This window comes from Spirochaetota bacterium, from assembly GCA_035477215.1.
Lineage (GTDB): Bacteria > Spirochaetota > UBA4802 > UBA4802 > UBA5368 > MVZN01.
Map to the genome: position 1 here is coordinate 65050 of DATIKU010000058.1, position 24807 is coordinate 89856.

Annotated in this window: 25 protein-coding genes; 13 read left to right on the top strand and 12 right to left on the bottom strand. The window is 58.3% G+C overall.

Going from position 1 to position 24807, the window contains the following annotated elements; all coding sequences use genetic code 11:
- Positions 1-45: 45 nt before the first annotated feature.
- From VLM75_14835 to ispH, 13 genes are all read left to right on the top strand, one after another.
- Positions 46-885: a PDZ domain-containing protein gene (locus VLM75_14835; GenBank protein ID HSV98196.1), complete on the top strand. Its 840-nt coding sequence runs from the start codon at positions 46-48 to the stop codon at positions 883-885.
- A gap of 25 nt (positions 886-910) precedes the next feature.
- Positions 911-2824 carry a secretin N-terminal domain-containing protein gene (locus VLM75_14840; GenBank protein HSV98197.1) on the top strand — a complete coding sequence of 638 codons (1914 nt, stop codon included), beginning with the start codon at positions 911-913 and terminating at the stop codon, positions 2822-2824.
- A 2-nt stretch (positions 2825-2826) separates the two neighbouring features.
- The gene (gspE, locus tag VLM75_14845) at positions 2827-4533 is read left to right on the top strand and encodes a type II secretion system ATPase GspE (protein ID HSV98198.1); all 1707 of its coding nucleotides are present in this window, start codon (positions 2827-2829) and stop codon (positions 4531-4533) included.
- Between the two features lies 1 nt (position 4534).
- Positions 4535-5785 carry a type II secretion system F family protein gene (locus tag VLM75_14850; GenBank protein ID HSV98199.1) on the top strand — a complete coding sequence of 417 codons (1251 nt, stop codon included), beginning with the start codon at positions 4535-4537 and terminating at the stop codon, positions 5783-5785.
- 61 nt (positions 5786-5846) lie between these two features.
- Positions 5847-6272: a type II secretion system major pseudopilin GspG gene (gene gspG, locus VLM75_14855; protein ID HSV98200.1), complete on the top strand. Its 426-nt coding sequence runs from the start codon at positions 5847-5849 to the stop codon at positions 6270-6272.
- Positions 6273-6304: 32 nt separating this feature from the next.
- A complete protein-coding gene (locus VLM75_14860; GenBank protein ID HSV98201.1) occupies positions 6305-6862 on the top strand; it encodes a type II secretion system protein in 558 nt (185 codons plus the stop codon).
- The gene (locus tag VLM75_14865) at positions 6840-7238 is read left to right on the top strand and encodes a prepilin-type N-terminal cleavage/methylation domain-containing protein (protein ID HSV98202.1); all 399 of its coding nucleotides are present in this window, start codon (positions 6840-6842) and stop codon (positions 7236-7238) included. Before VLM75_14860 ends, VLM75_14865 begins: the two co-directional genes overlap by 23 nt.
- Positions 7235-7942 carry a type II secretion system protein GspJ gene (locus VLM75_14870; protein HSV98203.1) on the top strand — a complete coding sequence of 236 codons (708 nt, stop codon included), beginning with the start codon at positions 7235-7237 and terminating at the stop codon, positions 7940-7942. Before VLM75_14865 ends, VLM75_14870 begins: the two co-directional genes overlap by 4 nt.
- The gene (locus VLM75_14875) at positions 7939-9165 is read left to right on the top strand and encodes a general secretion pathway protein GspK (protein ID HSV98204.1); all 1227 of its coding nucleotides are present in this window, start codon (positions 7939-7941) and stop codon (positions 9163-9165) included. Before VLM75_14870 ends, VLM75_14875 begins: the two co-directional genes overlap by 4 nt.
- Before the next feature lie 78 nt (positions 9166-9243).
- Entirely contained in the window at positions 9244-10875 is a 1632-nt protein-coding gene (pilM, locus tag VLM75_14880; GenBank protein ID HSV98205.1) for a pilus assembly protein PilM, read from the top strand.
- A 4-nt stretch (positions 10876-10879) separates the two neighbouring features.
- Entirely contained in the window at positions 10880-11398 is a 519-nt protein-coding gene (gspM, locus tag VLM75_14885) for a type II secretion system protein GspM (protein ID HSV98206.1), read from the top strand.
- Between the two features lie 15 nt (positions 11399-11413).
- On the top strand, positions 11414-12274 hold the full coding sequence (gene gspN / locus VLM75_14890; protein HSV98207.1) for a type II secretion system protein GspN: 861 nt from the start codon (positions 11414-11416) through the stop codon (positions 12272-12274).
- The gene (gene ispH, locus VLM75_14895) at positions 12271-13989 is read left to right on the top strand and encodes a 4-hydroxy-3-methylbut-2-enyl diphosphate reductase (GenBank protein HSV98208.1); all 1719 of its coding nucleotides are present in this window, start codon (positions 12271-12273) and stop codon (positions 13987-13989) included. The genes gspN and ispH overlap by 4 nt, the downstream gene beginning before the upstream one ends.
- Here ispH and VLM75_14900 read toward each other — a convergent pair whose 3' ends face one another.
- The 12 genes from VLM75_14900 to rny all read right to left on the bottom strand — a co-directional run bounded on the left by VLM75_14900 (position 13990) and on the right by rny (position 24767).
- Positions 13990-14421: a hypothetical protein gene (locus VLM75_14900; protein HSV98209.1), complete on the bottom strand. Its 432-nt coding sequence runs from the start codon at positions 14419-14421 to the stop codon at positions 13990-13992.
- Between the two features lie 9 nt (positions 14422-14430).
- Positions 14431-14634, bottom strand: a complete 204-nt coding sequence (locus VLM75_14905; GenBank protein HSV98210.1) for a hypothetical protein — start codon at positions 14632-14634, stop codon at positions 14431-14433.
- Positions 14635-14663: 29 nt separating this feature from the next.
- Complete coding sequence (locus VLM75_14910; GenBank protein ID HSV98211.1) at positions 14664-15398, bottom strand: pyridoxine 5'-phosphate synthase; 735 nt, start codon at positions 15396-15398, stop codon at positions 14664-14666.
- A 7-nt stretch (positions 15399-15405) separates the two neighbouring features.
- A complete protein-coding gene (locus tag VLM75_14915; GenBank protein ID HSV98212.1) occupies positions 15406-16404 on the bottom strand; it encodes a hypothetical protein in 999 nt (332 codons plus the stop codon).
- A complete protein-coding gene (cdaA, locus tag VLM75_14920; GenBank protein HSV98213.1) occupies positions 16401-17210 on the bottom strand; it encodes a diadenylate cyclase CdaA in 810 nt (269 codons plus the stop codon). Before cdaA ends, VLM75_14915 begins: the two co-directional genes overlap by 4 nt.
- The gene (gene folP / locus VLM75_14925; protein ID HSV98214.1) at positions 17194-17988 is read right to left on the bottom strand and encodes a dihydropteroate synthase; all 795 of its coding nucleotides are present in this window, start codon (positions 17986-17988) and stop codon (positions 17194-17196) included. Before folP ends, cdaA begins: the two co-directional genes overlap by 17 nt.
- A gap of 36 nt (positions 17989-18024) precedes the next feature.
- Entirely contained in the window at positions 18025-19059 is a 1035-nt protein-coding gene (locus tag VLM75_14930; GenBank protein HSV98215.1) for a hypothetical protein, read from the bottom strand.
- Positions 19059-19430 (bottom strand): FlgD immunoglobulin-like domain containing protein, encoded by a 372-nt coding sequence (locus tag VLM75_14935; GenBank protein HSV98216.1) that lies wholly within the window; start codon positions 19428-19430, stop codon positions 19059-19061. Before VLM75_14935 ends, VLM75_14930 begins: the two co-directional genes overlap by 1 nt.
- Positions 19431-19555: 125 nt before the next feature.
- Entirely contained in the window at positions 19556-20380 is an 825-nt protein-coding gene (locus VLM75_14940; protein ID HSV98217.1) for a TlyA family RNA methyltransferase, read from the bottom strand.
- Entirely contained in the window at positions 20343-22247 is a 1905-nt protein-coding gene (dxs, locus tag VLM75_14945) for a 1-deoxy-D-xylulose-5-phosphate synthase (GenBank protein ID HSV98218.1), read from the bottom strand. Before dxs ends, VLM75_14940 begins: the two co-directional genes overlap by 38 nt.
- Positions 22248-22357: 110 nt before the next feature.
- On the bottom strand, positions 22358-23149 hold the full coding sequence (locus VLM75_14950; protein ID HSV98219.1) for a TIGR00282 family metallophosphoesterase: 792 nt from the start codon (positions 23147-23149) through the stop codon (positions 22358-22360).
- An 82-nt stretch (positions 23150-23231) separates the two neighbouring features.
- Positions 23232-24767, bottom strand: coding sequence for a ribonuclease Y (gene rny, locus VLM75_14955; protein HSV98220.1), 1536 nt, complete (start codon positions 24765-24767; stop codon positions 23232-23234).
- Between the last annotated feature and the right edge of the window lie 40 nt (positions 24768-24807).

A 24807-nucleotide genomic window follows, 5' to 3' on the forward strand; every position in this document is an offset into this window, starting at 1 on the left:
CGGTAATGCGACAAGCCAAACGACATCCCGGGGTTTCGGCCTTTCATGCAGAATATTAAATATCATGCGGTCAACACCGTTTCCGTCATCGCTTTCGCGCTGGTCCTCGCCGCCGGCATCAACCAGGTGATCAGGTTGAGCATTGCGCCGCCGCCGGGGCACCAGCAACGGAAACAGCGGGCCGTCGGACAGCAGGTGCCGGCGAAGACCTTTGACGACTACAGACATATCCTCGAATCGGGCTTTTTCAGGCTCGCCGGCCAGGAAACACTCAACGGCGAGGCCGCCGTTTCGAGCAGGCTCACGGAACTTCAGCTTATGGGCACGATTTCCGGTCCCTCAGCGATTGCGCGCGCGTTGATCAAGAAGAACACCGAAAAGGACCCCGAGGTATTCAGGATAGGGGCCGCAGTTTACGGTTTTACTCTGGTAAGGATTGATAATGCCAAAATATACCTCAGGGGAAGCGATAAAAAGATAGAGGTACTTGACATGTTCTCCGGCCCCGTGCCCGCGGGCGATACCGGCAAGGGCACTTTGCCGGTTTCGGGCGAGGGACGCATCAAGCAGACTATCAGCCGGGCCGAGCTGCAGCAAAAGGTGCTCAACAACATGGACAACGCGCTCGCGGGCCTGCGCGCCGGTCCGTACCGGGTGGACGGTAAAATTCAGGGATACAAGCTCTTCCGCGTAGATCCGAACAGCGTGCTGTATCAGCTCGGCGCTCGAAACGGCGACGTTGTTCGGCGGGTAAACGGCCACCCCATTGAAAGCACCGAGAAGCTGTACCAGATGTGGCAGTCGATCCAGGGAAATTCCCGTATAACGATAGACCTCGAGCGCGGCGGGAAGCTCGTCAATTACGACTTTACCGTTTCCGATTAGGGAAATAACTCAGGGGAAAACGCACATGACCGGTTCAAGACACTTCAGGGCGATTACGATTTTCATGCTGATCCTCATGTGTTGCGCCGTTTCCGGGCCCTACCTTTATTCGCAGGCGACTGAAGACGGCACCGCCGACGCCAAACTCATGCCCGCCGGCGAGGCCCCCGAGAAGCCGGTCGAAACGCCCGTCGCCCCGGCGGCCGACCGGGTGGATAAGCCGCGGCAGGCGCCGAAAGTCGACCGGACCGAAAAATATTTCACGCTCAACTTCAAGGAGGTGGAGCTCGCCGAGTTTCTCAACATCATGAGCCAGCTCATCAAAAAGAACATCATGGTCGACGAGAAGGTGCGCGGCAAGATCACCATAAGCTCCGCCAAACGCATACCCGTTACCCAGGCGTTCGATATTCTCAAATCGATCCTCGAGGTGAAGGGGTTCGCGGTCATCGAGACCGAGAACCTCGTAAAAATCGTCCCCATCAAGGACGCTATCAAGAAAAACGTGGAGATCATCGTCGATAAAGACGGCAGGGCCGTGCTGCCCGCCGAGGACCGCGCCATCACCTATCTCCTCCAGATTGAATACGCGGACGCCAACGAAGTGGCGAATGTGCTGCGCCAGCTCAAATCCAACGATACCGACATAGTGGTCTATCTTCCGCTCAACATCATCATCCTGAGCGGCAACGCCAATGAGATCGGCGGCCTGACCCGCATCAGCCATTCGCTCGATAAAAAGATGGAGGACATCAAGGACGATAAGGCGCGCAAGGGCAATATCCACGTCATCCATCTGGAGAACTCCGACGCGGAAAAGCTCGCGGCCGTGCTTTCGCGGATACCCTTTTCGGAAAGCGCCATGATCGATACCAGCCCGGTCCCGCCGGCGACGGCCCTGCCTCAGACACCCAAGCCGCCGCAACAGCAGCCCGCGGTACGCCGCTCGGACCGCACATCGCGCGTCACGCAGACGCAGCAGACGGTCTCGCCGACGGCCGCGTCGCAGAAGCTTTCCATAATCGCGAATAAGGACACCAACTCGCTCATCATCTCCGCCACGCCGCAGGAGTTCGCCGAGATAGAGCGTATCGTTAGAGAGCTCGACATTGTCCGCGAACAGGTGCTCATCGAGGCGTTGATCGTCGAGGTTTCCGCCGAGAACAGCTGGGGTTTCGGAATCGACTGGATGCTCGGCGACCAGAGCGGGCGGCACATTTACGGCGGCTCTTCGATTATGGGCAACGCCCCGAATTACACGGTGCCCGACGGCCTCACCGGCAAGACGCTTGCCGTCCCCCTGAGCACCGGTTTTCAGCTCGGATACCTTGCCGACCGCAGCATACTCGGTTACATTCTTCTCAACGCACAGGGCACGGACAAGAATTTCAACGTACTCTCGACGCCGCAGATACTCACCATCGACAACCAGGAAGCCGAACTCAATGTGGGCGAGGAAATCCCCGTCCCAACCAACAACCGTATCAGCGACACCGGGGTCCAGTTTTACACTTTCGAATACAAGCCCGTCGGGGTTAAGCTCAAGATCACTCCGCACATCACCCAGAAAAACCGTATTACACTCGACCTTTACCAGGAGGTGAACTCGGTGCTGGGTACGACGACCGTGTCCTCTACCGGCGCCATCATCCCGCCGAAGCTCGGCAAGCGCGACATCAGGACAAAGATCTCCGTACACGACGGAAAGACGATCGTGGTCGGCGGGCTCATCCGCAACGACAAGTCGGTTACGGAGGTAAAGGTACCCGTGCTCGGCGACATTCCTCTTCTGGGCTGGTTCTTCAAGCGCAAGACCGTCGAGTACACCAAGACAAATCTTCTTGTATTCATCACTCCGCATATTGTCACCAAGCCGGAGCGCGCGGAGGCGATAACCGAGCAGAAGCGTGAGGAGCAGCGAAGGCTGAAGGAGCGATAACCATGAGCGTCCGCGGCAGGAAGACAAAACCGCTGGGGGCCCTTCTTGTCGACCGTAAGGTCGTCACGCCCGAGCAACTTCAGGAGGCGCTTCTCCTCCAGAAGTCCATGCCGCTGCGCCTCGGCCAGCTCCTCATCAAAAAAGGGATGGCAACCGAGGACGAGGTGCTGGGGGCGCTCGCGGAACAGTCGGGGATTGCATACCATAAAAACATAGTGTTCGACGACCCGGAGAACACCTTCAACAGGGTCCCCACTTACTTCCTGAAAAAAAACAGGATTGCGCCCTTTAAATCCGACGGATCGGTCATCCATGTCGCGTCGGCCGACGTGCTCAATATCCATCCCTTCGACGACCTCAAGATGCTGTACCCGGATTACGACATAGAAACCGTGCTCGCGCCAGAGGCCGAGATACTGCGCGTCATCAACAGCCATTTCGACATAATGCGCGCGGACTCCGCCGACGAAGTGATAGACGGCCTTGCCGGTTCCGACTTCGAGATACTATCATCCGCCATACCCGAGACCGAGGACATCCTCGACATGGCGAACGAGGCCCCCATCATCCGCCTCGTCAATACCATGGTTTCCCAGGCCGTCCAGGACAGGGCAAGCGACATTCATATCGAGCCCTACGAGAAGGACCTGGCGGTCCGGTTTCGCATTGACGGCATCCTCTATCAGATGTTTACCCCGCCCAAAAAGTACCAGGGGGCGATCATCTCGCGAATCAAGATCATGGCGAACCTCAATATCGCCGAAAACCGCCTGCCCCAGGACGGGCGCATCCAGATCAAGATCGGCGGCAAGGACATCGACATTCGCGTGTCGGTTTTCCCGACTTATTACGGCGAGCGCGTGGTGATGCGTCTGCTCAACAAGACCGACATGAACTTCGACCTGTCGGCCATGGGTTTTTCCGAGACCGTTCTTAAGTCGTTCGAGGACACTATCAGGAAAACCTACGGCGTGGTGCTGGTTACCGGCCCCACCGGAAGCGGCAAGAGCACAACGCTCTACAGCGTGCTCTCGCGTCTTCGCTCTTCCGAGATCAATATCCTCACGGTCGAGGACCCGATCGAGTATCAGCTCCACGGCGTGGGCCAGATGCAGGTGAAGCCCAAGATCGACCTCACCTTCGCCAACGGCCTGCGCTCCATCCTGCGCCAGGACCCGGACGTCATCATGATCGGGGAGATACGCGACCTCGAGACCGCGGAGATCGCCATTCAGGCCGCGCTTACCGGCCACCGTGTCTTTTCCACGCTCCATACCAACGACGCGGCCAGCGGCGTCACCCGGCTCATCGACATGGGGGTCGAGCCGTTTCTCATTACCTCCTCCGTCAACGCGTTTCTCGCCCAGCGGCTGGTACGCAGAGTATGTCCGCACTGCCGCGAGGCGTACCGGCCCACCGCTCAGATGCTTTCACAGCTCGGCGTCAGCGCGGCGAAGATAAAGGGCAGCCGCTTCTACCGCGGCAAAGGCTGCGAAAAATGCCTGGGCACCGGCTTCCTGGGCAGGACCGGCATTTTCGAGTTCCTGCCGCTCTCGAATGATATCCGGCGGATGATCATCGTCCGCTCTGAGGCGTATGAGATCAAGGAACAGGCGATCAAGGAAGGGATGCTCACCCTTCTTTCGGATGGGCTCCAGAAAGCGATGGATGGAACCACCACCATAGAAGAAGTGCTGAGGGTGAGCTGAAGTGATTTTCGAATACCATGCCCTCGACAGGAAGGGCGATACGGTTACCGACGTGGTGGACGCCCCGAGCGAACAGGCGGCGCGCCAGAAGGTGCGGGGCATGGGGCTCTACCTCGTCAGGCTCGAGCAGCACGGAGGCGGGCCCTTTGCATCTTCCTCCGCGTCGAAGAGCGGGATTCGCAGGGCGTATGAGGAGCTCTCCTACTACCTGGATCTGAAGTTCAGTTCGAAACAGGTCGGCATCTTCTCCCGCCAGCTGTCGGTCCTTCTGGGCGCGGGAATGCCGCTTCTGGTCTCCATAAACGACATCATCGACCAGGTCGACAACAGGAACTTCAAGAGCATCGTTGCGGACATCAAGGAGAAACTGCAGGAAGGCTCGTCCTTTTCGGCCTGCCTGGAGCGACACCCGATCGTCTTTTCGGAGATGTACATCAACATGGTACGGGTCGGCGAGAGCCTCGGTTCGCTCGACCAGGTGATCGAGCGGCTGGCGGAACTCGAGGAGAAGAAAAATATTTTAAAGGGCAAGATTCAGGCCGCGCTGTGGTACCCGGCCTTTCTCATCTTCTTCGCGATTGTGGTGGTGCTCTTCATCATGATAAACATCATCCCCTCGCTCACCCGCATGTTTTTGGAGCTGGGCAAGGATCTTCCCCTGCCGACCAGGATGGTGATGGGATTCAGCGATTTCCTAGCCACCTTCTGGCCGTTTCTGCTGGCGGCCGCCGCGGCGGGAGCGTATTTTCTCAGGCGTTACGTTAAAACGCCCGAGGGCCGGCGCAAGGCCGACGAACTGAAGCTCTCGGTTCCGCTTATCGGCGGCCTCTACCGGAAGCTGGTGGTGCTGCGCTTTACGCAGAACCTCGGAGTGCTGCTCTCCAACCGCGTCGACATCATGAAGTCGTTCGAGATCGTCAAGAAGATCGTGGTCAATTCGGTCATCGAGGAGAAGATCGACGGGGCGGCTGACAGGGTCCGCGAGGGTTCATCGGTCTCGACCGCCCTCGCAAAGGCGGACTTTTTACCGCGGATGGTCATCGGCATGATCGCCGCCGGCGAGGCGAGCGATCAGCTCGACGCCATGCTCCAGAATATCGGCCGCGTGTATGAAACCGAGCTCGACCTTACGGTGTCGAGCCTCACCAGCATGATCGAACCGATCATTATCATCATCATGGGAGTGGTCATCGGCCTCATCGTTATAGCGGTGCTTTTGCCCATATTCGAAATGAACCTTATTCTACAGTGAGGGAGATATGAAACACACACTGAAAACGCTCATCAAACGGGCCGCGGAAGCGGCCAATCGAATGAAGGGGAACGGCGGTTTTACACTCATCGAACTCATGATCGTCATCGCCATCATCGCCATTCTTTCGATCATTGTCGTGCCGCGTTTCATGGATATTCCACAGAAGGCCCGCGTGGAGGCCGCAAAGCAGCAGATAGCCGCCTTCGGACTGGCGCTGGACCGCTACAACCTCGACAACGGCATCTACCCGTCGACCGAACAGGGCCTGTCCGCTCTCACCATGAAACCGACATCGGAACCCGCCCCCATGAACTATAACGAGGGCGGCTACTTAAAGAAAAAGGAGCTGCCGAAAGACCCGTGGGGACGCGACTTCATATACCGCTCGCCCGGCGACCACGGCAACGATTACGAGATCATGAGCCTGGGCGCCGACGGCAGGGACGGCGGCGACGGCGTGAACCAGGACATAAAAAGCTGGTAAAAGCGATCGTGCTCCCCATGCAAAGGACGGGCATGGCGCAATCCTTTCGGGGAAACGGCGGCTTCACCCTCCTGGAGCTCATCGTCGTAATCGCCATCATCTCGATTATGGCCATGCTCGTGGTGCCGCGCATCACGCGCCTTACCGGCACGGACAGGGGAAGTTTCGTCATCCTCACCGGCATCATCGCGCGGTGCTTCGACGACGCCTACCTCAAGGGAAACACCAATTATCTCATCGTGCACCTGCACGAGCGCGGCACGGAGCTCGGTGAGTACGACGAAACGATTTTCAGCCGCGAGAACGGCATATCGGTGGTCAACATGAACCGCGAGGGAAAGTTCGTCGATTCGCCCGACCGCCTGCTATCGTACCACCGGTTCCCGGGATCGTTCCGCATCGAGGAGGTGCTCCTGCCCGGGGCCGATCCGGTTCGGCAGGGAAGCGTGTTCATACCGTTTTATCCTTCCGGCGCATCAGACAACGCGGTTATCCATATCCTTGTCGGCGGCGACGCGCGCTGGTCGGTGCGCATCAACCGACTGAAAAAAGAGGCCAGAATCATCCATGAGTACGTCGGTTTCGAATGATGTTCGCGGCGGCGGATTCGCGCTCGTCGAGATACTCATAGCCATCGCCATCCTCTCCATCGCCATGCTCGCCATCATTTCGGGCGTGTCATCTGGTATCGCCGCCATCGGCGGGAACAGGAACATGACCCGGGCGATGTTGATTGCCAAGAGCAGGCTCAGTCTCTGCTACGTATACCGCATGCGCGAACCGGACGTGCAGGAGGAGGCCGTAAAGGAGTACCCGGGGTTCGCATACAGCCGGAAAACGACCAAATTCGAACATGAGCTCTTCGGGCCCGTAAGTGCCCGAAGGGTTGAGATCACCGTCCACTGGCTCGAAAGGGGGCATAAAAAGAACTACACCCTCAGCTACGTCTATCCGGAGAGGATGTGAAACGCGGTATCACTGAAATCCCGGCCGCGGCCCGCAGGCTCGTCCGTTTCTTACCGTATCTCCGCGGCTGGGCCGGCTTCACGCTCATCGAGGTGATCGTCGCGACCGCGCTCTCCTCGATGATTCTCCTCATCGTTTACTCGGCGCACCGTTCGATAATGACCTCCATCTTCGATCTTACCGGCGTCGCCGAGTTCCACGAGAACATGAGCCTGGCGGTCCAGCGCATCGACCGTGACATCTCCTACGCGTTTTCGAATAAGTTCAACGAGCGCGTTTGTTTTATCGGGGAGAACCAGATGGGCCAGACGGCCAACGGCCGGCTCGATTTCATCACCACGGACTTCTCGCGCGAATCCATATCGCTCAATCCCAAAAAGCAGCATCCCTCAAGCGACATCTACGAGGTCGGCTACCGCATTCGCCAGGACATGGAGGCGCCGGGGGTGTTCCAGCTCGTCCGCCGGCGCGACCTCCACTACGACGACAACCCGCTCGGCGGCGGCGATGAGGACGCCATGCTCGACAACGTCATCGACCTCAAATTCGAGTTCTGGCTGAGGAACGACTGGACCGACAAATGGGACTCGCGGGAGGCCAAACAACTTCCCCAGGCGGTGCGGACGTCGCTCCGCGTGAAAAACTACCGCGGTACCGTGGAGGACTTTGTGTTCATTTCGTACGTCAACCCGGTGAATGAATGAGACTTCCGCTTTATATCAGCGCCCGCCTGGATGCGGCCGTACTGAACTACCGCAGGCGCGAAGCCCTTCTTCGCGAACGCGGCGTGCTGCACGCCTTCAGGGGTTCATCGGGCTATGTACTGGTCATCGTGCTTCTGGTCATTTCGCTCCTGGTGGCGGTTTCGAGCGAGTTCATCATAACGGCCCAGACCAACGTGCGCTATATCGGCAGGTTCAGCGAGTCGCTCAGGGCGCGGACCATCGCGCGGGCGGGCGTCAATCTGGGTGTTGCGCTTTTGGAGGCCGACAAAAAGGGCGCGGCTTCCAGTCTGCTTTCGGGCGTCTCGACCAATTCGAACGTCGATTCCTTCCAGGACATCTGGGCGATCGACCTGCCGCCCCTGCCGATCGAAGGCGGGCACCTTAAAATCGACATAACCGACGAGAACTCAAAAATCAACCTCAACGCATTCGCCAACGAAGTGGTCGACCGATCGCCCTATTATACCGTGGCACAGCGTTTTTTCATGAATATGGGCCTGCCAATGGATATTGCCGACGCGCTCATCGACTGGGTGGATATCGACGACAGCCGTTTCCCCTACGGCGCAGAATCTTCCGACTACTACCTCGCGCAACCGCGCCCGTACCGCGCGAAAAACGGTGCGATGGACAGCATTCAGGAGATGCTGATGGTAAAGGGAATCACTCCCGAGATCTACTACGGCCTTGGCGGCGGCAATTTCGGCCTCGAGCGGGACCTGGTCGAGCACAACAGGGGCGCGCGCCGGCTCGATCCCGAGGCCATCAATAAAACCGGAACCGGAAGGGCCCTTTCATCGCGCAGGACCGAGGGCGCCGAATCCGTGGCGCCGGTCGGAAAGGAGCGCAGCCGCAGGCTCGATGAATACTTTCGGATAACCGGCGAACGCACCGATTACCTGAGCGAGCTCAACAAGATCAACATCAATACCGCTTCGTTTCGGGTCTTATCGGCGTTGACAGACGAGATGACCGATGATAAAGTTGCCGAGCTTATCCGCAGGCGCCGCTCGAAGCCGTTCGAATCGATCGACGAAGTCGCCGATATCATAATTGATGAGACGGTCAGGCGGAACCTGCTCACCGTGCGGTCGTTTATATTCCGCCTCGCGGTCACCGGCCGCGTCAACAAAACCGAAGTAATGATGATCGCCCTGTACAACAGGCAGAACAAGGTCTTTTACTATATGAGCGAACAATGAACGATTATTCCTTGACATCCGCAATCGACCCCCCATTCGCCAATTACCCCCGGCATACCGGGAAACGGAGGACGCGCCTTGTTTGAGAACATCGCCGCGCTTGATATCGGCTCTTCCGCCGTCCGGCTCCTGACCGCAAGGACCGGCCTGAGGAATTTCCAGGTTACAGGACTTTCGATCGAGGACATCTCCCGCGAAGAAGGGGACGGTCCGGGCGACGCCGTAAGGCGGGCAATCGGCAGATTGCTTGTGGATAACGACATCAGTGGCTGCACTATTCTATGTAATCTCCCCATGGAGAAGGCGATTGTGCGTATCATCGCCTTCCCATTCAGCGACGCGGAAAAAATCTCGGCCGCCATCCCCTACGAGGCCGAGGAAAATATGCCGTTCAGCATCGACGAGCTCATAATGGACTTCCAGTCGTTGAAGAGCCCCCGGCCCGACGAAGCGAGGATAATGCTGGCGGCCACACCCATCGAAGCGGTACGCGAACAGGTGGCCCTACTTGAAGCGGCCGGCCTGCGTCCCTTCAGGATGGGCTTCGAGGCGAACGCGCTGTTCGAATGCTACCGCTACTTCAACCGCATTCCCGACGAAAACATCATCCAGCTCGACATCGGCAACGAGAAAACAATACTTGTGATCGCCGGCGGCGGCGATCTCCTTTATACGCGCTGCATCGCCGGCGGCCTCGGCGCCGTCCACCGGGAGATTGCGGCCATGAACCGCTGCAGTATCCGCGATGCGCAGCGGCTCTTCGAGTCCCTGAACCTCGACCTTACGTCCATCGAAAACAATTATCAGCGCGACTTCTACAAAACACTTGGCCTCAACAGGTCGAAGCTTAAAAAAATCTACGATCGCACCATCTCGGTGGTCGAAGAACTCGTGGAACAGGTGCTGCTTACCCTGCGCTCCTTTTCCGTGGAATACGGCGAGCTGGAATTCGGCCGCATACTCGTCTCCGGCGGCAGCGCCAACCTCGCGGGGATCGGGCATCTCATTTCGCGCGAACTCGAACTTCCCGTGGCCGCCCTTCCCTTCCTGCAGGGCTACCCCGAGCAGGCCATTCAGACGCAGTTTCCGATAGTTTTCGGCACCATGCTGTCATATCTCAACGCGCGGCGGCAATCGGTCAACTTCCTCAAGGGCGAGTTTGTTCCCGACCTCGCCGGCGGGTCTCGTAAAATCTACTATCTCGCGGCGACCTTTCTTTTCCTCGCCGCTTTTATTTTCATGGTCAACCTCGCCGTATCGACCTTTATCAATTACCGTACGGGATCGCAATATGACAATGAAATAAACGAGCGCTATATGCGCTATTTCCATGCCCGCAAGGCCGTGGACGATCCCGTAAAGGCCGCGTCAGCGCTGGTAAACGAGGAAAAAAAACAGCTCGACGCCATCGACGTGCTCGTCCAGCCGGGCGACAGGGTCATCGATCTCCTTTCCGAGATCGTCGCCAAATTCCCGGGGGATCCCGATTTTCAACTGACCAACATGGTGATCAACGAAGGAATCGTGCGAATCGACGGACAGACGTCCTCGAGCAAGATTATCGACGACTTCAAGAACAGGCTGGTCGATACGGGCAGGTTCGGCTCGGTCGACCTCAACACCAGTATCAGCAGGAAAAACGAAATAGGTTTTTCAATGGTGATAAAACAGTCCGGTAAAAAGACGCCGGTACGGGAACAGGCGGAGTAATGGAATGATAAAAATATCCGCTCGGGAAAAACGGCTGCTCAAGATTTTCGGCGCAATCACCGCCGGAACACTCCTCTACCTGCTCGTAGTCAATCCGTACCTGTCCCTGATGGAATCTTCCCGATCGAGCATCGCCGGAAGCCGCCAGGACCTCGCCAGGCTCGAAACCCTCTATGAGGAGTACCGCCAGATCAAGCAGCAGAAGACCCGTTACGACACGCTGCTGGGCAACAGGGAGGAAAACATCACCACGCTGATTGAACAGTGGTCCACGAGCGCCGACGTGGCGCGCCATATCGCCTATACGCGCAGGACACAGTCCAACATTCAAAACAAGTACCTGCGCATCTCCACCGACGTCAAGATAGACGGCGTTCCAATTCAGAAGTTCATACGCTTCCTCCACGAGATAGAGAGTTCAGGGCGGCTGCTGAAGGTTAGCTACCTCAGGCTCTACCAGGGGCTTAAAGGCGCGGACACCTACGACGTGATAATGAAAATCGACAGTTACACACTCCAGTGACGAGGATGCAGACTCATGGAATTACGAAGGCTAAGAGAGAGGATCTCCGCGGCGCTTAAATCGGCCGGCCGTTTCGCGCGCGGGGCGCTGGCACTGCCGTATGCCAGGCTCTACATCGCGACGGCGCTGGTCCTCACCGCGGTATTCACCGTGCTGGGGTTCCCGTTCGACGTCCTGATACGCAGTGAGCTCCAGAAGATGGAACAGAGAGGCCTGCGAAGCGTTATCGTCGGGGAGATTGATTTCAATGTCATAGGGGACTCATACATCGACAGCCTCATACTCGGCACCGGAACGGAATCGGAAATCAGCATGAAAGACGTCCGTTTCGATATCGCCATCAACCCGGTCACCACCCTCGTCAATAAAACCCTGAAGGGTGAAATCGGCGTCCAGGACTTCAGGTACGCCGACGACAGCGCTTCATTCTCCTGCCTTCTGAACAGCGAATTCAGACTGGCCGCCGATCCGGCATCGGGCGTCCCCCGCGACGGTTTTCTGAACATCGAGATTCAGAACGTCTCGCTTAAGGGGATAACCATAAAAGAATTCACGATCCCCGCCATACGCTTCACCTCGATAGCCATGCAATCAGAGATTAAAAAAAGCGAAATACATATAACGAAACTCGAAGGCGCGGGGCCGGATATTCGCGGCACCGTCCGGGGCTCCATCGCCCTTGCGCCGTACGTGCGGAACTCCACGCTCAACCTCGTCATCGACATCGATACTCAATCGAAGCTTATTCAGGACTACCGCATGCTGCTCGGCGGTCTTGCCAAAAACGACGAGGGCCTCCTCAGGTTGACCGTCAGCGGCAGCCTGCAGGCGCCGGTGGTCGGCGTTCCCGGCGGAGAAAAGGGCCGCGAGCAATGAAAATAGAGCTGGCCCGCCATTCCGGCTTCTGCATGGGGGTTCGGGATGCCGTTCTCACCATTGTCGAGGAGCTCAATACCGCCGGCGAGGAGATACTCGTTTACGGGCCGCTCATCCACAATCCGCAGACCGTTGCCATACTTGGCAAGCGGGGCCTCAAGACTGTCCACACACTTGACGACATCGACGGAAAGACGATCGTCGTGCGCACCCACGGCATACCCCTGGAGAACCTTCGCGACATCAAGGCGCGCTCGCGGCGCTACCTCAACCTGACCTGCCCGCGCGTGTCGCGCGTCCAGGGCCTCATCAAGAATTACTCCGGCAAAGGCTACTATACCATAATAGTCGGCGACAGGGACCATGCCGAGGTGCTGGGCCTCAAGAGTTATGCCGCCGCCGGCGTAACCGTCGTCTCCGACATCGCGGACATCGATACGGTTCCCAGGGCCGATAAATACATCCTCGTCTCCCAGACCACGCAGGACAGGGATCAGTTCTTTGCAATCGTGAATGAGCTGGAAAAACGCTTCAGCGAGGTTACGGTATTCAACACCATCTGCGACTCCACCCACGACCGGCAGAACGACATCCGCGACGGCATGGCGCGGAACATCGATGCGCTTGTGGTGGTCGGCGGCCGGCAGTCCGCCAATACCACGCGGCTTGCGCAGATGAGCCGCGAATGCGGCATAAGGACATTTCATGTCGAAACCGAGGGGGAGCTTGCCGCCGGAGATTTTCGCGGGGTGAAACACGTGCTTGTTACCGCGGGCGCGTCGACGCCGGGCTGGATCATCAACAATGTCATGGAGCGTCTTTACGAAATCCAGTATCGCAACAACCGCTTCTTCCCCGGCATCATCGTCAAGCTCCTCGACTTCATCCTCAGGACCAACCTCCTGTCCGCGGCGGCGGCCTCGTTAATAAGCCTCTTCGTACTTGCCTTTGCCGGGGCGGCCGCCGGTACGGCGATCGCTATCGAGTCGTTTCTATACATCTTCGCGATGTACACGCTCAACAACCATTTCGAGATGGACTCTCTTTTCATACGGAACCCGGTTAAATACGCGATCCAGAACCGGCACAGGCACGTGCTGCTTCCGATGGCGATCATTGCGCTGGTTGCCTGCCTCTACCTCGCCGCCCATCACCAGCCGGCGGTCGCGTTCGGCTATCTGGTGTCATGTTTTCTTGGTGCGGTATATTCGACGCGAACGGTGAAGCGGATGGTGTTAAAGAGCGGAATCGGGCTTCTGGAAAAGGCCTATAACCTGAAAAATATCGTATCGGCCTTCGGCTGGCTGATCGTTTCGACGGTTCTCCCGCTCGCGGCCGCTGGCGCGGACACCGCGAGCTTCATCGGCGCATGTTCGTTCGTTTTCGCCCTGGTTTTGTTCAGGAATATCCTGCTCGACATCATCGCCTTCCAGGGCGACCTCATCTTCGGAATGCAGACTTTTTCAACAATGCTGGGGGTTCAATCGGCGGGCAGGATCGCCATCGCGGTTTCCGCCGCTGCGGGCGCGGTCTTCACGGCAATTGCGCTTTCGACGGGGAAGGCGCTGTTTCTCGTATTCCTGGTCAATCTCGCGTATTTCGCCGCCGTATATCTCAGGATCAGGTCGAAGAACTACTTTATCGCTCTAAAATACGAGATGCTTCTCGATCTCAACTTTGTGCTTTTCGCGGCGCTGTATTTCCTGGTACGATAATCACTTATGTTCCGTTATATCCGCCTCGTCGTCGTGCGCTTCATCATAAACGACAAATTCCATCTCGCCAAGGATTTTACCCTTCTCGGCGACAAGCAACCGGTAGACGCCCTTATCGAGCCCTTCAATCGCTCCGTAAATGACTTTCTGCACGACGTCGATCCGTTCGGTCCGGACGCTTACATCAACCCATACTAGCTCCTTTTTCATCAATATCACGCCGATTGCGTGCTCTTCCGTGACGTTGCTGAAAACGTAGACCCAATCGATGCGTTCGGCCGCTGAGAATTCGGGTATTCCCGTCACCCTGTGGTATTCGTCGGCGAATGGCCGTTTTACTGCAAATTCGCCCTTCAAACCGCCGCATCCGGACCATGATAAAACCGACGCCGCAAAGACGGCAAGAAGAGCGACGCGTCGCCATGCGTTCACGATCACCTCCTATTCGACTTTATACTGGTCTTTATCGAGCTCGATCACCCGCGCGTTCTTCTGTCCGGAGCGGCGCCGGGGATCGTCCGACCGCTCGTCCTGAGGGTCGCGGCGCCGGTTACGCCTGCCCATCGAGAGAGCGCCCCTTATAAATTTATAGACGAGGTAAATCGCGAAAAAAAACAGGAGTATTTTGAGCAGGTTTCCCAGCATGGCAATTCTCCGGCGGATCCGGCGGGCCCCTATGCCCGACGAGCGTTCAAGATGAGGTCGGCCATTTCCTTTACGGCCCTGGCCAGCCCGGTAAAGACGGAACGCGAGATGATCGAATGGCCGATATTAAGCTCCTCGAGCCCCGGCGTCGCGAGGATCGGCGGCAGGTTCAGGTAATTGAGTCCGTGGCCCGCGTTGACCCGTATGCCGATGCTTACGGCATGATGTGCCGCCTCGTGGATTCGATCAAGCTCTTTTTGGACTTCGGCCGCGGCCCTCGCGCTGCAGTAGGTGCCGGTATGCAGTTCGACGAAGTCCGCGCCGGTTTCTCTGCTGAGTTCCACCGCCCGTTTATCAGGCTCGATAAAAAGCGAGACCACGACGCCGAGATCGTGGAACACCCTCACAACCTCGGAAATCCGCCTTAAGTTCGCGCCGACGTCGAGCCCGCCTTCGGTCGTGAGCTCCCGACGCTTTTCCGGAACGAGCGTAATCTGGTTCGGTACAATGCCCCTCGCCACCGCGATGATATCGTCGGAGAGCGCCATCTCCAGGTTGAACTTGCCCCGCACCACGTCGCGCAGGCCCGCAACGTCGAGGTCCTGGATATGCCGCCTGTCCTCACGCAGGTGCACGGTTATGCCCGCGGCCCCGTTTTCCTCGCATATAACCGCCCCGGCTATCGGATCGGGCTCGACCCCTCCCCGTGCCTGGCGCAGCGTGGCGATGTGATCGATATTAACACAGAGAACTATTTCGGGCATTTCATCCTCATTGCGGCTCCGGGCCGACCGCTTTTTTCCTGATTTTGACCGATATGGCGTCCGGAAGCACGTGCATGATCCGGAAATCATCCTGCCTGTTCCTTAAAACCGCCGTAACCATGCATTGCCGTTCCACAACGGAATCGGCGGCGTCGCCGGGAAAATCCATCGCCGACACCAGGCCGGGATCGATCGTGACATCAAATAGCAGACCATCGGCGGGCTCCCCGTCGTGGAGGGGCTTGAGATACACCGCGACCGTGTCGATGGCCGGCCTGTATTCGTATTGCTCGTCGGGGTTTCGGATCCTGGCCTTCGCCTCCATCCGAACGAGCCCGCGCACATCGATTATCTGGATGAAAACGGCCAGCTTCTGTATGTCCGCGCTCAGGTCGCGGTGTTCATCAAGATCGAGCTCGACCTCGCGCGTTACGCTTTTTGACTGGCCGTCCACCCTTACCTCCCTGGTGAAGACGGACTCGACTTCGCGCACGCCTGATTCGGCCCCGGAAATGTTTACGTATGCCGGTACGGTCCTGTGGGCGCCGAGGAGAAAGCCTTCCTTTATTTCGCCGGCAGTTCTGACGATGATCGGCACTCGCTTCGTAAGCTTTCTCTGTATGGACAGAAGCACCTTGTCGCGTGAAAGATCGACGCGCACCCCTTCCGGGATTTCTGTCCTTAACAGTTCCACGGGATAGCGTATCTGGTCGCTGACCACGGCGTTCTCGAGATCGACGTACGTCCTGATGTTTTTCGCGTTGATTATCTTTATGTCTTCCTGCCTGCCGCTCAGCCGGACGGTGATGAACTGGTCGCGGCTGTTTTCCACCATCATGGCGGCGGGAAGGTTTCTGAACTCGATGGGGACGCGAAGCTTTATTTCACTCGTCCGGGTGTTCCCCACGTATGCCCAGAGTACCACGGCCGCCAGAATGCAGAGGAACTTCTGCTTGAAGTCCCTGCCGCTCGCTATATTCCTGATTTCGTCGAGGAAGCTGATCATTTAATGGAATATCTCTCTTCGTATGCGGTCTTCGGGTTCATGAAGTACAGTATCATGTTTTTCAGATCTGAAAGCTTGATCCGGGAGAACATCCTCCCGTTCACCATGAGCGATATGGCGCCGGTCTCCTCGGAGGTGACGACCACCAGCGCGTCCGTTTCCTCGGCTATGCCAAGTGCCGCCCTGTGCCGGGCGCCGTGCTGTTTTTTAAGCTGCCGCGAATCGCTGAGCGGCAGGTAGCAGGCGGCGGCCATTATCCGCGCCTCCTGTATTATGATCGCCCCGTCGTGCAGGGCCGTATTGGGAAAAAAGACGGTGCGGATGAGCTCCTCGGTGATGAGCGAGTTGATGACGACGCCCGACTCTATGTACGCCCTGAGCCCCGTATTGCGCTCGATGACTATCAGCGAGCCGATGCGCTCCTCGGCCATGGCCGCGATGGCGTTCACCATCTCGTCGAGTTGGAAGGTCTCGGTGGTGAAGGCGTTCGAGATCCAGTTGCGCTGGCCGAACTGGGTGAGCAATCTGCGTAACTCGGGCTGGAACAGTATGATGACCGTAATGACGATGTAGGATGTGAGATTGGTGATGAGCCAGTTGAGCGTATCGAGCCTGAGCACATGCGAGAGGACCGCGACCACGAAGATGGCCACCAGGCCCTTTAAAAGCTGCATGGCCCTGGTGTTCGCGATGAAGGTATACACCCAGTATAACAGAAACGCCACCAGGAGCACGTCCAGAAATATTCTGGCATACTCCCAGAAGCTTGAGATCAGGTACATCGTTCTTTCAAATACGGCTTCCATCCGGGACCCTTGAAAGCATGGTGACCGCCTCCATCGCGAGGCGGTGTTCGCGCACGTCGTGCACTCTTATGATATCGGCGCCGGCCATCACCGCTACGGCGTTAAGAGCGATCGTCGCCGGCAACCGGTCGCTTTCGTCGTCGTACAGCCCCCCAATGAGCGATTTCCTCGAAAGGCCAACGAGGAGCGGAAACCCGGACCGTTTGAAACGCCCGAGATTTCTCAAAATCAGGTAATTGTGCTCCATCGTTTTTCCGAAGCCGATTCCCGGATCGAGGATAATCCTGTCCCTCCCTATTCCCGCGCTCATGGCGTATTCGGCGCGTTCATCGAGAGCGCCGGCGACCTCGGCGACGACATCCCCGTATACGGGATTGTCCTGCATCGTCTGCGGCGCGCCCTTCATGTGCATGAGCACAACGTACGCGCCGGTGCGCGCCGCAAGCGGCGCCATTTCGTCGTCCATGCCCAGGGCGCTTATATCGTTGATGACCGTCGCCCCGGCCCCGAGGGCCGCGGCCGCGACCCCCGCCCTGCAGGTATCGACCGAAACGACCGTATCGAAATTCCGCGCCGCGAATTCAATGACCGGGCAGACCCGGTCCATCTCCTCCTGTTCGGATATCCTCCGCGCGCCCGGACGGCTCGATTCGCCGCCTATGTCGAGGATGTCCGCCCCGTCAGCGCAGAGCCGCCGCGCATGCGCCTTCGCGCTTTCGGTATCGAAGTATCTCCCCCCGTCGTAAAACGAATCCGGCGTTACGTTAACAATGCCCATAATACGGGGGCGCCTTTCATCGCCTTCGCGCATACGCTATAATACCAGGCTCAGCGAGACGATATTGTTGTACCCGTAATCTATGTTGTCGACGCTGAAAGCGTAACCGATATTCATGCCGAGCAAATGAATGGAGAGCCCCGCGGCGAAATTCGCCTCGTTAAGCCCCATGTGCATGGAAAGCGCGCCGGATACGTTGTACTGTATGCCCCCGTTAAGCTCGTACTTTTCCTGCTCGATCTTTTTGACCCCGGTAACAGCCAGCGTAAAATCCCTGTTCCTGTTGGTGAGGGCGGCGGACACCTTGAGCGAGGGATAACCGAAGTCGTAGCGCCGCTTCATCTCGTCCTCGCTCTCGTCCCCCTGCATCGTCTGCCCTATGTCCTGCATAACGAAGGCCAATCGCAGAAACGGCAGCACGTCCACGTTCGCACCGAAATCCGCAGCCGCGCCGTAATAGGTCGATTCGCCTATCCGTTCCTGCAGGCCTTTGAGCGAAAGGCCCATCGAGGCGAGCCCCGTGGTGAAGCCGTAGGAGAGAAAACCCGTGGAGGCCACGTAGTTGAGGTCACCGGTGTACGTTCCGAAATCATCCCGCCCCTCGATGCCCCGCGACTGGATGAGGTAGAGGCCGCAGCCCATCACCCCTCTGCCGAGACCGAAGGCGATGCCGGCAAAGCCCGCCTCGCGCTCAACGTCGAGGAGCGCGGCCGAAACCCCGGCCTGGACGAAGACCCGGGAGCTTCCTTCGTCCGAAAACCGCACGAGGTCCTGTTCGGATATGCCTTTTATGTTTCCCTTCTCCACCTTTTCGCGTATTTCATCGGAGGAGAGGGTCTGCCGCTCCCTGAGGTCCACCAGCCCGGCCGGGTTCCAGTAGATGGCGTACACGTCGTCCGCTATCGCCTCGGCCGCCTTCCCCATGGCGATGTACCGCGAGCCGACCCAGCCGCTGCGCGTGAACGAGGCGCGCGAACCCGCGTCCTGGGCCTGAATCTGAGAGACCGAAAGCGCGCAGAATGTTACACAGAGCGCGATAAACCGCGGGTATTTCGCCGAAAATGCCTTCACTATTTGTAATCCACCAGGATGCGGATGAGCTTTTTGCCGTAATTGCCGGTTGCGCTATCCTCGGCCGTTACCTTAATGATATAAAGGCCGGGTTTAACTTTCCGGCCACTGTTGTTCCGGCCACTCCATTCAATAGTGGTTGCGGCAGGTGAATAACTCCTCTCGAAGACTGAATCACCATTAATGTCAAATATCTTAATTCTGATATCGGAAGCCCCGGGGGGTAATCCACCAATGGTTAATGTTTTCTTGTCAGGATTAAATGGTACAGGATAAGCCATAACTCCGCTCATATCCAGCGCGAAGGCCGCCGTGGACGCGACGCAGCCCGCAAGAAGCAGCGCGGCAAGGGTTTTCGCTTTGTTTCTCATTCAGGACCCGGAAATCGGACTCGATTGGCTTTCTCTCTACCGCTCGACGGCCGTTTTAAGAAAACCAAACGCGGAACGTCCGGTCAAGAAATTATTTTCCGACGACGGCGAAGGAAGGAAAAATTTTAACCGTTTTTACCATCGTCGAGCGCGCGATGCGCCTCGCCGACGACGCGCTCAACGATTTGCTCGAGTTCGCCGCGTTCGGGGAGGTGACTTCGCCCTATGTCCGCGTGCAGGAAGAATTCGATGTTTCCCGCCGGGCCCTTGAGCGGCGAATGGCAGAGCGCGCGGAAACCGACGCCCTTTTGCGAGAGTTCCCGGACCACGCGCATGAGGATTTCGACGTGCCTCGCGGCGTCGCGCACCACGCCCTTCCCGTGCTCGCCTTTTCCCGCCTCGAACTGCGGCTTGATGAGCAGCGCCCCCTCGGACTGCGCGAACGCGGCGACCATGGCGTCCACCGCCTTGACAAGGGAAATAAACGAAAGATCGGCCGTCACCAGGTCCACGGTGCGGTCGAAATCGCCGCGGGAGAGGTTGCGCACGTTGGTGCGGTCCATCACCACCACACGCTCGTCGCGGCGGAGGGCGTAATCGAGCTGCCCGTAGCCCACGTCGACCGCGTACACCAGCGCCGCCCCGCGCTTCAGCAGGCAGTCGGTGAAGCCTCCTGTCGAGGCGCCGAGGTCGGCGACGACCCTTCCCGCGGCGTCGATCCCGAAGACGTCGAGCGCCCGGTCGAGCTTCTCGCCGCCGCGGCTCGCGAAGCTGCCGCCGGGGCGCTCCACGCGCACCTCCTCGGTGCCGCGAAGCAGGCGCGACGGGACGCGGACGGTCTCGCCGTCCACCCGCACCCAGCCCGCCATGATCTCCCGCTTCGCCTTTTCGCGCGAGGGCGAGAGCCCGTTTTCAGCCAGATACGCGTCTAACAATGTGCCTTTTTTCATGGATCTTTCGGACATTGATACCCCGGATGATCTTCCGGGCAAGCGAGGCGGCATCCAGGCCGTGGAGCCGGAAAAGCTCCCGCATGGTTCCATGTTCGATGAAGCGGTCGGGGAAGCCTGCGGCGAAAAGCATGCGCTGTCGCAGATCGCGATGTATGCCCGAGAGTATGTGTTCGCCGATCCCGCCCAGCATATATCCGTTTTCGAGTGTAACGAAAAAGCGCGTTTCGGCCGCGGCCCTCTCGATCTTTTTAAGGTCGAGTGGCTTTATGCTGAGGAGGTTGAGCACCGTCGCCGAAATTTCGTTCTGTTTGAGTATCCCGGCGGTTTCGAGCGCGATCGGCACCATGTCACCTACGGCGATCAGCGCCACATCCCTTCCGGTGGCAAGGCGTTTCGCCCGACCCGGTTCAAAGCGATCGTGTACGGCGATGTCGATTGCTCCCGATTCATCGTGCCCCCTGGGAAAGCGAATGGCGACCGGCCCGGTGCCGTGTTCGGCGGCGAAGTACAGCATATCCCGAAGCTCCGTGCCATTGGAAGGGGCGAGGTAAATGAAATTAGGGATGTTTCTGATAATGCCGATGTCCGAGAGGCCATGGTGCGTTTCCCCGTCCTCGCCGACAATACCCGCCCTGTCCACAAGCAGGCGCACCGGCTGGGCGGTGACCGCCACGTCGTGGATGACCTGGTCCACGGCGCGCTGGAGGAAGGACGAATAAATGGACACGAACGGCTTGAACCCCTTGGACGCGAGCGCCGAGGCGAAGGTGACGGCGTGTTGTTCGGCGATACCGACGTCGAAAAATCTCTCCGGGGCCTGTTTCTCGAACTCGTAAAGCCCGGTACCCATCTTCATGGCCGCGGTAATGGCCACCACCCTGCGGTCGCGCCGCGCAATCTCGGCCAGTGTCTTACCCACGATCTCCGAGTACGCGATGGAGTCCCGCTTCGGCGTTTTTCCGGTTTGTTTATCAAACGGGCCGATGCCGTGGAAGGTGGCCGGGTCCTTTTCCGCCGGGGCATAGCCCTTCCCCTTGCGGGTGATGACGTGGACGATCTTGGGGCCGTTGTCGATGTTTTTTACGCCGCGCAGCACCTCGAGAAGAAGAGAAAGGTTGTGCCCGTCGACCGGGCCGAAATAGCGGATGCCCAGTTCCTCGAAGAAGCTGCCCGGCACGAAGAAACCCTTTACGCGCGCCTCCTGCCTGTAGAAGAAATCGTAGAGCTTCTTACCGTGGCGCGGGACTCTTTTTATAATCGCATACGAGCGCCGGCGCAGCCGGTTGTAGAGCGGCGCGGTGATTATCCGCAACAGGTACTCCGACAGCGCACCAACGTTCTTCGAGATGGAGTGCTCGTTGTCGTTGAGAATGATGATGATGTCTTTCTTCAAATGGCCGATCTGGTTGAGCGCCTCGAAGGCCATGCCGCCGGTCATTGAGCCGTCGCCGATGACGGGAAGGATCTTGTATTTCTCGTTGCGCAGGTCCCTGCCCACGGCCTCGCCGAGGGCGAGCGAGAGGCTGGTGCTGCTGTGCCCGGTATTGTAGGTATCGAAGGGCGATTCCGATATCTTCGGAAAGCCGCTCAGGCCACCGAGTTTCCTGAGGCTCGCGAATTCGGCGCTCCTTCCGGTGATGATTTTGTGCGCGTAGCTCTGGTGTCCAACGTCCCAGATGATGCGGTCGACGGGCGTGTTGAAAACATGGTGCAGCGCGAGCGTGATCTCGACCACTCCAAGAGAGGAAGCCAGGTGGCCGCCGTTCTTCGAGACCACGTCGATGATCAGTTCGCGAACCTCGGCGGCGAGCCTTCCCAGGCCCGTCGCGTCGAGTTTCCGTATTTCCGATAAACGTTCAATCATGTCGTTCGGTACGCCCGCGGTATCATCCCCGTGGAGCTCTCTTGCCGCCGGCAGGCGTCCCCGCCGGCCCCTCATAGGTGCGAGTGCTTCGTCTATACAAACAAATTGGGTTATTTTTCAAGCAATATTCTTTCGACCGCCGCCGTTCTCCCTCCGTCGGAAAACCGGAACACGACGCCGTTGAGCTTCTCGTTTCCCGTGGCGACGTCGTACTTGACTCTTGTAAGGCGCAGAAAACGCTGGACCGATTTGCCCGTGTCCATGCCGATCACCGAGTTGAACGAACCGCTCATGCCGATGTCGGTGATATAGCCCGTTCCGCCCGGCAGTATCTCCTCGTCGGCCGTCTGTACGTGGGTGTGGGTGCCGAACACCGCCGACGCCCTACCGTCCACGTACCAGCCGAATGCACGCTTCTCCGAGGTCGCTTCCGCGTGAAAGTCCACGATAAGTATATCGGCTTTCCCCGCGACGTCCAGAAATATCCTGTCGAATCCTCTGAAGGGACAGTCGAGCGGCGCCATGTGTACGCGTCCCATCAGGTTCACTACGCAGACCTTCTTTGCGCCCTCGCGAGACTCGAAAATGCCGTACCCGCGGCCGGCGACCCCTAACGGATAATTGTCCGGCCGAAGAAAACGGGGCTCCGAGTCGATGACCTTTTCGATCTCCTTGTTGTCCCACACGTGGTTGCCGGTGGTGATGACGTCGATGCCGAGGGACAACAACTCCCCGACTGCCGCGGGGGTTATGGCGTTTCCACCGGAGGCGTTCTCCCCGTTGGCGATTACGAAGTCGGCACCGTAGCGCTCCCGAAGCGTCGCAAGGCCGTCCCTGACGATCGACCGCCCGGGTTTTCCCACGATGTCCCCTATGGCGAGGATGGTGAATTGTTTATCCATGGTGTATCATCGATAAGAACGCGGGGCGCACGGTGAAGGCGCGGATTCAAATCCGGGCCTTCACCGTACGCCCCGCGAACATTCATTTCGCGTATTCGACGATCCTGGTCTCGCGGATGACGGTCACCCGCACGATGCCCGGATATTTGAGCTCGGACTCGATCTTCTGAGCGATCTCGCGCGCCAGGATTTCGGCCCGCTCGTCGGTGACCGTCTCGTTGGCCACCAGCACCCGAAGCTCGCGCCCGGCCTGTATGGCGTAGCACTTGTCGACGCCCTTGAATCCCGAGGCGATCGCCTCCAGGTTCTCAAGCCGCTTGACGTAGGTGTCGAGCGACTCGCGGCGCGCACCCGGCCTCGATGCCGAAATTGCGTCGGCGACCTGTATGAGCACGGCCTCGAAGGTTTCCGGCTCCTTGTCGAAGTGGTGCGAGGCGATAATGTTGACCACCTTGTCCGACTCGCCGAACTTGCGGGCCATCTCGGCGCCCACGACGGCGTGCGCCCCCTCGCCCTCCACGACGCTCCCCTTGCCGATGTCGTGCAGAAGCCCCGATCTCTTGGCGAGCATCACGTCGAGTTGGAGCTCGCCCGCCATGATTCCGGCGAGGTTGGCGACCTCCTTGCTGTGCGAAAGGATGTTCTGCCCGTAGCTCGAGCGGTAGCGGAGCTTGCCCACGTGGTACAACGCCTCCCTGGCGATTCCCGGAAGGCCCAGTTCGAAGGCGGCTTTTTCGCCCTCCTCGAGCATGTTTTCCTCGAGCTCCTGTGTCACTTTTTCAACGACCTCTTCTATCCGGGCGGGATGTATACGCCCGTTCTGAATCAGCCGCTCGAGCGAGAGCCGTGCTATTTCGCGCCGTACCGGATCGAAGCCCGATATGACCACGACCTCGGGCGTGTCGTCGATGATCATGTCGACGCCCGTTAGGTTCTCGAGAGTGCGTATGTTGCGTCCCTCGCGCCCGATGATGCGTCCCTTCATGTCGTCCGAAGGTAGCGACACCGTGGTGATGGTGCACTCAGACGTGAAATCGGAGGCGTTACGCTGAATGGCGGCCAGCACGATCTCCTTGGCCTTTTTCTCGGCCGTACGCTTGGCCTCCTCCTCTATTTTGTTGATCAGCCTGATCGACTCGAAACGGACGTCGTTTTCGATGTTCTTCAAAAGGAGCTGTTTGGCCTCCTCGGTCGTAAGACCGGAAATGCGCTCCAGCTCCTTCTTGTGACGGTCCTGTTCGCGTTTTAACTCTTCTTCTTTTTCCTGATTTTCAAGCTCCCTCTGCTGCAGCGTCTTTTCTCTTTTCTCAAGCTGGTCGGACTTTCCGTCGAGGGATTCCTCTTTCTGAACAAGGCGTTTTTCAATGCCCTGGAGCTCCTGCCGACGCTCGCGCATCTCCTTTTCAAAAAGATTCCTTTCCTTGAGAAGCTGGTCCTTTGCCTCGATGAGCAGTTCCTTGCGTTTCGCCTCAGCTTCCCGTACGGCGTCCTGAACCAGCCGATGGGAGCGCGCCTCGGCCGAGTTGAGCTTCACCCTGCCGATATACGCCCTTGCGAGAAATCCCGCCGCCCCTGTGAGTGGGAGCGCCAAAACCAGGAGGAGTGTCGAAATGCTCATAACAATCCTCCCCTGTCTCTTCTGGTATCAATCTTCATGT

Bases quoted from the DNA above. Each gene is read 5' to 3' on its own strand.
- VLM75_14910 (HSV98211.1), bottom strand. From the start codon at position 15,398: ATGCCCGAAATAGTTCTCTGTGTTAATATCGATCACATCGCCACGCTG.
- rny (HSV98220.1), bottom strand. From the start codon at position 24,767: ATGAGCATTTCGACACTCCTCCTGGTTTTGGCGCTCCCACTCACAGGG.
- gspM (HSV98206.1), top strand. From the start codon at position 10,880: ATGATAAAAATATCCGCTCGGGAAAAACGGCTGCTCAAGATTTTCGGC.
- VLM75_14905 (HSV98210.1), bottom strand. From the start codon at position 14,634: ATGCTGGGAAACCTGCTCAAAATACTCCTGTTTTTTTTCGCGATTTAC.
- VLM75_14935 (HSV98216.1), bottom strand. From the start codon at position 19,430: ATGAGAAACAAAGCGAAAACCCTTGCCGCGCTGCTTCTTGCGGGCTGC.
- VLM75_14835 (HSV98196.1), top strand. From the start codon at position 46: ATGCAGAATATTAAATATCATGCGGTCAACACCGTTTCCGTCATCGCT.
- VLM75_14865 (HSV98202.1), top strand. From the start codon at position 6,840: ATGAGTACGTCGGTTTCGAATGATGTTCGCGGCGGCGGATTCGCGCTC.
- dxs (HSV98218.1), bottom strand. From the start codon at position 22,247: ATGATTGAACGTTTATCGGAAATACGGAAACTCGACGCGACGGGCCTG.
- cdaA (HSV98213.1), bottom strand. From the start codon at position 17,210: ATGGAAGCCGTATTTGAAAGAACGATGTACCTGATCTCAAGCTTCTGG.
- gspN (HSV98207.1), top strand. From the start codon at position 11,414: ATGGAATTACGAAGGCTAAGAGAGAGGATCTCCGCGGCGCTTAAATCG.
- folP (HSV98214.1), bottom strand. From the start codon at position 17,988: ATGGGCATTGTTAACGTAACGCCGGATTCGTTTTACGACGGGGGGAGA.
- VLM75_14950 (HSV98219.1), bottom strand. From the start codon at position 23,149: ATGGATAAACAATTCACCATCCTCGCCATAGGGGACATCGTGGGAAAA.
- gspG (HSV98200.1), top strand. From the start codon at position 5,847: ATGAAGGGGAACGGCGGTTTTACACTCATCGAACTCATGATCGTCATC.
- VLM75_14940 (HSV98217.1), bottom strand. From the start codon at position 20,380: ATGAAAAAAGGCACATTGTTAGACGCGTATCTGGCTGAAAACGGGCTC.
- VLM75_14840 (HSV98197.1), top strand. From the start codon at position 911: ATGACCGGTTCAAGACACTTCAGGGCGATTACGATTTTCATGCTGATC.
- VLM75_14860 (HSV98201.1), top strand. From the start codon at position 6,305: ATGGCGCAATCCTTTCGGGGAAACGGCGGCTTCACCCTCCTGGAGCTC.
- VLM75_14915 (HSV98212.1), bottom strand. From the start codon at position 16,404: ATGATCAGCTTCCTCGACGAAATCAGGAATATAGCGAGCGGCAGGGAC.
- gspE (HSV98198.1), top strand. From the start codon at position 2,827: ATGAGCGTCCGCGGCAGGAAGACAAAACCGCTGGGGGCCCTTCTTGTC.
- ispH (HSV98208.1), top strand. From the start codon at position 12,271: ATGAAAATAGAGCTGGCCCGCCATTCCGGCTTCTGCATGGGGGTTCGG.
- VLM75_14875 (HSV98204.1), top strand. From the start codon at position 7,939: ATGAGACTTCCGCTTTATATCAGCGCCCGCCTGGATGCGGCCGTACTG.